This is a genomic window from Paracoccus marcusii, from assembly GCF_006151785.1.
GTDB classification, from domain to species: domain Bacteria; phylum Pseudomonadota; class Alphaproteobacteria; order Rhodobacterales; family Rhodobacteraceae; genus Paracoccus; species Paracoccus marcusii.
In genome coordinates this window covers 42,366-48,592 of the sequence record NZ_VDDD01000009.1, presented here as the reverse complement: position 1 = coordinate 48,592, position 6,227 = coordinate 42,366, and the positions used below count along the sequence as shown (strand labels likewise).

Annotated in this window: 6 protein-coding genes; 2 read left to right on the top strand and 4 right to left on the bottom strand. The window is 68.4% G+C overall.

Going from position 1 to position 6,227, the window contains the following annotated elements; translation table 11 throughout:
* A partial coding sequence (locus FHD68_RS02975; protein ID WP_139085142.1) for a cytochrome c oxidase subunit I occupies positions 1–2,184 on the bottom strand: 2,184 nt, incomplete at its 3' end.
* A 47-nt stretch (positions 2,185–2,231) separates the two neighbouring features.
* Positions 2,232–2,888: a cytochrome c oxidase subunit II gene (gene coxB, locus FHD68_RS02970; RefSeq protein ID WP_240542561.1), complete on the bottom strand. Its 657-nt coding sequence runs from the start codon at positions 2,886–2,888 to the stop codon at positions 2,232–2,234.
* Between the two features lie 51 nt (positions 2,889–2,939).
* On the opposite strand from coxB, the gene FHD68_RS02965 reads away from it, so the two are divergent.
* Positions 2,940–3,464 (top strand): DUF2231 domain-containing protein, encoded by a 525-nt coding sequence (locus FHD68_RS02965; RefSeq protein WP_045983237.1) that lies wholly within the window; start codon positions 2,940–2,942, stop codon positions 3,462–3,464.
* An 8-nt stretch (positions 3,465–3,472) separates the two neighbouring features.
* Here the strand turns inward: FHD68_RS02965 and FHD68_RS02960 are convergent, their stop codons facing one another.
* Positions 3,473–3,985 carry a CopD family protein gene (locus FHD68_RS02960; RefSeq protein WP_198143092.1) on the bottom strand — a complete coding sequence of 171 codons (513 nt, stop codon included), beginning with the start codon at positions 3,983–3,985 and terminating at the stop codon, positions 3,473–3,475.
* On the bottom strand, positions 3,982–4,710 hold the full coding sequence (locus tag FHD68_RS02955) for a cytochrome c oxidase assembly protein (protein WP_127899538.1): 729 nt from the start codon (positions 4,708–4,710) through the stop codon (positions 3,982–3,984). The genes FHD68_RS02960 and FHD68_RS02955 overlap by 4 nt, the downstream gene beginning before the upstream one ends.
* Positions 4,711–4,831: 121 nt before the next feature.
* Between FHD68_RS02955 and FHD68_RS02950 the strand changes: the two genes are divergently transcribed.
* Entirely contained in the window at positions 4,832–6,223 is a 1,392-nt protein-coding gene (locus FHD68_RS02950) for a ferredoxin reductase family protein (RefSeq protein ID WP_164871487.1), read from the top strand.
* Positions 6,224–6,227 lie beyond the last annotated feature (4 nt).

Below are 6,227 nucleotides of genomic sequence, written 5' to 3'. Positions count from 1 at the left end.
CAGCGCCTCGGCCCGGTGGGCCGCGATCAGGCCGACCGCCATCGCCGCCAGGGCCAGCGCCGCCGTGACCGCCATCGGCAGGGTCGACAGGCCGCTGGCCGGGGCCGGCCATGCGGGGGCCACGACCGACAGGAAGCCCACCCCGAACAGCAACGATGCGTACAGCGTCCCGTCCGCCAGAAGCAGCGCCACCGTCCCCGTGCGGGCCAGTGTGTTGCGCGTCTGCCAATGCAGCGGCAGGGTCAGGCCCGGTGCCACCCGAACGTCGGGATGATCGGTCGTCGATCCCATGATGTCGCCCCATTTCCATGCAGCGATCAGGGTCAGCACGATGCCCACGGGCGCCAGCCAGTAGAGCCCGGCCAGCACCGCCCCGAAAAAGCTGCCGATGGCGGCAGAGGTGAACAGCGGCAGCATGGTGCTTTTGGCCAGGACGGCGACGTGGTCGGGCCGACCGCTGCCCGCGTCCAGGGCCAGAGTCTCTCGCAGGTCGCGCGGCGCGCCGGGCAGCAACCCCTCGCCCCGCGCCAGGGGCAATAGGGCCGAGGAATCGGGCTGGCGCGGTCCGGGCAGCGAGGCGAAGTTGTAGGACGGGGCGGGCACGGGCATCGCCCAGTCCAGCGTGGGCGCGCCCCAGGGGTTGCGCCAGCTGCGCCGCCCGAACAGCCACTGCATCACCACGTCGAAGGCGAACAGCGCAAAGCCCGCCGACATGATCATGCCGAAGATCGACGAGATCAGGTTCAGCCATTCCCATTCCGGGTTGTTGGGATAGACCGCGACGCGGCGTGGCATGCCCAGAAGGCCTGTCAGGTGCATCAGGAAGAACGTGCCGTGAAATCCGATGAGGATCAGCCAGAACGCCGATTCCCCCAGGCCCCGCACCCGCCAGCGCCCGCAGATCAGCGGCATCCAGTAGCTGACCGCGGCCAGCATCGGAAAGACGAAGCCGCCGACCAGCACGTAATGCAGGTGCGCAGTGACGAAGGCGGTGTCATGCGCCTGCCAGTTGAACGGCACCATGGCCAGCATCACGCCGGTCAGCCCGCCCAAGACGAAGGTCAAGAAGAACCCCATGACGTACAGCATGGGCAGGCGGAAGCTGACCTTGCCGTCCCACAGTGTGCCGATCCAGGCAAAGACCTGGATCGCCGTGGGAACCGCCACCAGCGCCGATGCCGCGCTGAAGAAGGCCAGCGCCATGTGCGGGATGCCCACAGTGAACATGTGGTGGACCCACAGGCCAAAGGAGAGGAACACCAGCCCCGCGATGGCCGCGACGATCGCGCCGTATCCTAGGATCGTGGTGCGCGACATGATCGGGATGATCGTGGACAGCGCGCCCGCGGCGGGCAGGAAGATGATATAGACCTCGGGGTGGCCGAACAGCCAGAACAGGTGCTGCCACAGCAGCGGGTCGCCGCCCCGCGCGATGTCGAAGAACGGCCAGTCGAAGGCGCGCTGTACCTCCAGCAGGATCGATCCCAGGATCAGCGGCGGAAAGCCCACCAGCATCATCACAGCCGTGCCCAGCAGGTACCAGCCCATCAGCGGCATCCGGGTCAGCGGCATATGCGCCGCACGGCAGCGCAGGATGGTCACGGTGATCTCCACCGCGGCGGCCATGGCGCTGATCTCGACGAAGGTTACGCCCAACAGCCAGACATCGGCGTTGATGCCCGGGGTGTGGGTGCTGTCGGCCAGCGGCACGTACATGAACCACCCGCCATCGGGGGCCACGCCCGCCACCAGCGACAGCACGATCACCGTGCCCCCGAACAGATAGCACCAGTAGCCCAGGGCCGACAGGCGCGGGAACGCCATGTCGCGTGCGCCCAGGATCTTGGGCAGCAGCCACAGGGCCAGCCCCTCCAGCATGGGGATGGCGAACAGGAACATCATGATGCTGCCGTGCATCGTGAAGATCTGGTTGTACAGCTCGACATCCAGGAAGGCGCCGTCGCGGGTCGCCAGCTGCGCGCGGATCAGCATCGCCAGCACGCCGCCGATGGCGAAGAACGCGAAGGACGTCGCCATGAAGCGCAGGCCGATCGTGCCGTGGTTGACCGAGGTGAAGAACCCCCGCCATCCCGGCTCGTCCGACCAGGTGCGGTCCAGCTGGCGGTGCAGGGCCAGCGCGCGCTGTGGCGCGTTGGCTGCCACGTCGCTGGCGGGGTCGAACATCGGGTCCATCGGGGCGATGGTCCGGCCGCCCTGCGGCTGCGGATCGGTCATGGGCGGGTCTCCGGGATCAGGGCGCCCGACATGTCGGGCATCGGGCCGTTCGGGTCATAGGCCACGACGGTGAAGCGCATGAAGCTGTGCCCGGTGCCGCAGAATTCGGCGCACAGGCCCTCGTAGGTGCCGGGCTGGTCGGCGCGCAGGCGGTGGATGTTCTGGTGGCCCGGGATGGCGTCCATCTTGCCGCCCAGTTGCGGCACCCAGAAGCTGTGGATGACGTCCTGGGCGGTGATGACCACGTCGAAATCCTGTCCCGCCGGCACATAGAGCGTATCGCGGGTCTGCACGATGGCGCCGTCGAAGCCGGGCTGGTCGAACCGCCATTCCCATTGCGCGGCATGGGCCTGGACGCGGGGGACGTCGTCGGCGCGCGCCAGCAACCCCTCTCCCAGCCACAGCGAAAACCCCAAAAGGACGACCAGCACCGACATCGAGAACCCGAGGCCCCAGCCCCAGATCCACGTCCGTTCCGACCGCCGCGCGCCGTTGTTGCGCACCGCCAGGACCAGCAGCCCGAAGACCAGGACGCAGATCAGCGCCGAGCCCGCCAGCATGATCCACCACAACAGCGCGATGTCGCGCGCCGCGGGGCCCGCGGGGCTCAGCGTGCTGTGCCCGCCGCCGCATGCGGCCAGCAGCGGAACCACGGCCCCCGCCAATGCCTTGTGCCAGAAGCCCCTGACCCAACGAGAGTGCCCATGCGCCAGAGACGCACCTGGAAACAGCGACGCCGCCTTGCCGACCCGATCGAGGAACATGTCGCCTTCAACGACACCGAGACCAAGATTGCCCTGTCCGGCCATCCGCTGCACGCGATGATGGTGGCCTTTCCCATCGCGCTGGCCTTCTCCACCTTCGGGGCCGACGCGATGTACTGGCTGACCGCCGACGAATTCTGGCCGCGCGTCGCGCTGTGGGCGACAGGCGCGGCCTTCGGCCTGGGGGTCCTGGCCGGGATCACCGGCACGATCGAGTTGCTGATGGTGCCCGGCATCCGCATCCGGGCGGCAAGCTGGACGCATTTCATCCTCGCGGTGATGCTGTTGTCCCTGCTGGGACTGAACTGGGGGTTCCGCCTGCCCGATCCGCAGGACGTGGTGCTGCCCTGGGGCATCCTGCTGTCGGCGCTGACGGCGGCCATGACCGGGATCACCGGCTGGCATGGGGGCAAGCTGGTCTTCGACTATCAGATCGGCACGAAAAGCGACGGGGCGGGCGGCTAGGCGGGCCGTCATGGCTGGTCCACCGACTGACCGCGGGGGGCCAGCATGAAATCGGGCATCCAGTCCGCGACCCAGGCCAGATCCGGCTTGGCCAGCACCAGCCACAGCACGCCCATCATCAGCGGTAGCCCCAAAACCAGCGCCCAGAGGGCCGACGGCATGTTCTGCAGCCCGCGATGTTCCCCCGACGTCAGGATCAGGTGACCGATCCAGGCATGGACCAGCGCCATGCCCGCCACCAGCGTCAGCTTGGCCACAAACCACAGGTCGAACACCTGATCGGCAAAGATCAGGCCGGTCCCGGCCGCGATGGCGATGACCGCCGCCGGCGTCGCAAAGCCGACATAGCCGAAATGCGTGATCAGCCGGAATTCGGCATAGCGGGCCTGGGTCTGGCTGCTGTCGGCCTTGCCGCGCCAGATCTGGCCATAGAAATGCAGAAGCAGCGGCAGCGCCACCAGCGACGCGCACCAGCACAGCATGGCCGCCAGGTGCAGGTACTTCAGCCCCGCGACCATCATGCGGCGAATCCCCGCCGCCAGGCATGCCAGACCATGCGACCCGCGATGGCCGCCACGGGGACAAAGCCCGGCACCCACATGATCAGGCCCGCCAACTGCTGGTCCGTCAGGGGCGACATGCCCCAGGCCATCGCGCCGCCCACATGCGGGAAATACAGGATGTCGGGGGCAAAGGTCAGGATCGCGCCTAGAAAGCCCATGATGCCGGCCAGCCCGCCGATCAGCACGGCGCGGCGCATCGCCTCCTCGGCCCCGAAACCGGGGGCAAGGACCGCCGACCAGAACGCCCAGGCCGGCAGCAGCATCGCCGCCTGCATCAGCCAGTACAGCTCGTCAGACGCCCAGATCGCGTCATAGACCCCCGGCAGGTGCCATGCGATCATCGCCGCGCTGACCGCCGCCAGCGACAGCCCGGCCGGCAGTCGCGGCACCAGCGGCAGCGCCACGGCCAGCGCCGGTGCGGCCAGCGTGATCAGCACCAGGTGATGCGCCGCCCGCGCCGAGAACAGCGCCACCGTCAGGGCACAAAGGGGCGACACGAAGGCCACGACCAGCGCCCCCACCGCCAGGGCCGCGGGACCGCGACGGTCAGGCACCGCCTTGCGCGCCAGGACCATCGCCAGTGCCGCGATGCCGATCAGCACCCAAGGGTCAAGGTTCCAGCTGGACCACAGGTGGTCCGGCGCCGGTGCCGGGCCGCAATAGGGCATCAGCGCCTGTGTCATCGTGTCTCCTTGGTTGCGGATTGCGGGCGGGCGCGCGCAATGTCGTTCCCCAACAATGGCCTGCGCCCCGGGTTCCATGCAAGCATTCGGAACTGCGTGCAAGCGGTCGCGTTTGCCCCCCATGACCGTCGTCCCAAGCCAGAATCCTGACGCCCATATCCGCCCCGGCGACCGCACAGGGGCCGTGCGGTTGCAGGCCGCGGGCTGGATCCTGCTGGCGCTGGCGGCCCTGATCCTGCCCTTTGCGGTGATCCTGGCCGGCGATCCACCGCGGGATGCGGCCTTCACGCAGACGATGGCCTTTGGGCTTGGCTTCGGGGCGTTGGCGCTGGTCGGGCTGCAATTCGCGTTGACCGGACGGCTGAAGCCGCTGCTGCGTCCGTTCGGTGCCGACATCATCCCGGTCTTTCACCGGCTCCTCAGCTGGGGGGCGGTGGCGCTGATGCTGGGGCATTTCGCGATGATGTACATCTGGCACAAGGACGACATGGGCGTCCTGAATCCGCTGAAGGCCGATCCCTACATGACGGCGGGTCGGGTTGCGCTGGTCTGCTTCGGGGCGATGGTGATCACGTCGGAATTCCGCAAGCGGCTGCGGCTGGACTATCTGTGGTGGAGGTATCTGCATGTCGGCCTGGCGCTGACCGGGTTTGCGGCGGCGATCTGGCATGTGCTGGGGGCCGGGCATTTCACCGGGGCCGACGGGACGCGGGGGCTGTGGCTGGCGATCACGCTGGCTTGGGGCGGGCTGATCGCCTACACGCGCGTGCTGCGCCCCTGGCGACAGTCGCGCAACCCCTGGCGCGTGATCGAGAACCGTGACGAGGGTGACGGCATCCGCACCCTGGTCCTGCGCCCCGAGGGGCGTGCGCTGCGCAACTGGCGGCCGGGACAGTTCGCATGGCTGGCCGTTGGCGGCACGCCCTATTCTCTGCGCGAACATCCGTTCTCGATCTCGACCGCGCCGGACAAGGGGCCGGACATCAGCTTCTCGATCAAGCCCCTGGGGGACGACAGCCGCCGCCTGTCGCAGACGCCGGTGGACAGCGTGGCCTGGATCGACGGGCCCTATGGCGTCTTCACCATCGACCGCGAGGCCGATGCCGAAGGGTTCGTGATGATCGCGGGCGGGGTGGGCATCACGCCCATCCTGGCCAACCTTCACGCGCTGCAGGCCCGCCGCGATCCGCGCACCATCCACCTACTTTATGCGAACAAGGACTGGGACGACGTGCCGTTCCGCGATCAGCTGGCCCGCATCGCCCAGGACATCGACCTGCGCGTGACCCATATGATCGAGGAGCCGCCCGAACCTTGGGACACGGGCGGCCACGTGGCGGTCAAGGGGCGGATCGACGCCGCGATGCTGGACCAGGTGCTGCCCGACCGGACGCGTCACTGGCCGCACATGATGTGCGGGCCTGCGCCGATGCTTTCGGCAATTCGTGCGGGGCTGGCGGGCAGAGGCACGCCCCTGTCCGCGATCCACGCCGAAATCTTCGAGATGGTGTGACCGA

Coding starts and splice junctions, on each gene's coding strand:
- FHD68_RS02965 (WP_045983237.1), top strand. CDS start 2,940: ATGCGCCAGAGACGCACCTGGAAACAGCGACGCCGCCTTGCCGACCCG.
- FHD68_RS02955 (WP_127899538.1), bottom strand. CDS start 4,710: ATGACACAGGCGCTGATGCCCTATTGCGGCCCGGCACCGGCGCCGGAC.
- FHD68_RS02960 (WP_198143092.1), bottom strand. CDS start 3,985: ATGATGGTCGCGGGGCTGAAGTACCTGCACCTGGCGGCCATGCTGTGC.
- FHD68_RS02950 (WP_164871487.1), top strand. CDS start 4,832: ATGACCGTCGTCCCAAGCCAGAATCCTGACGCCCATATCCGCCCCGGC.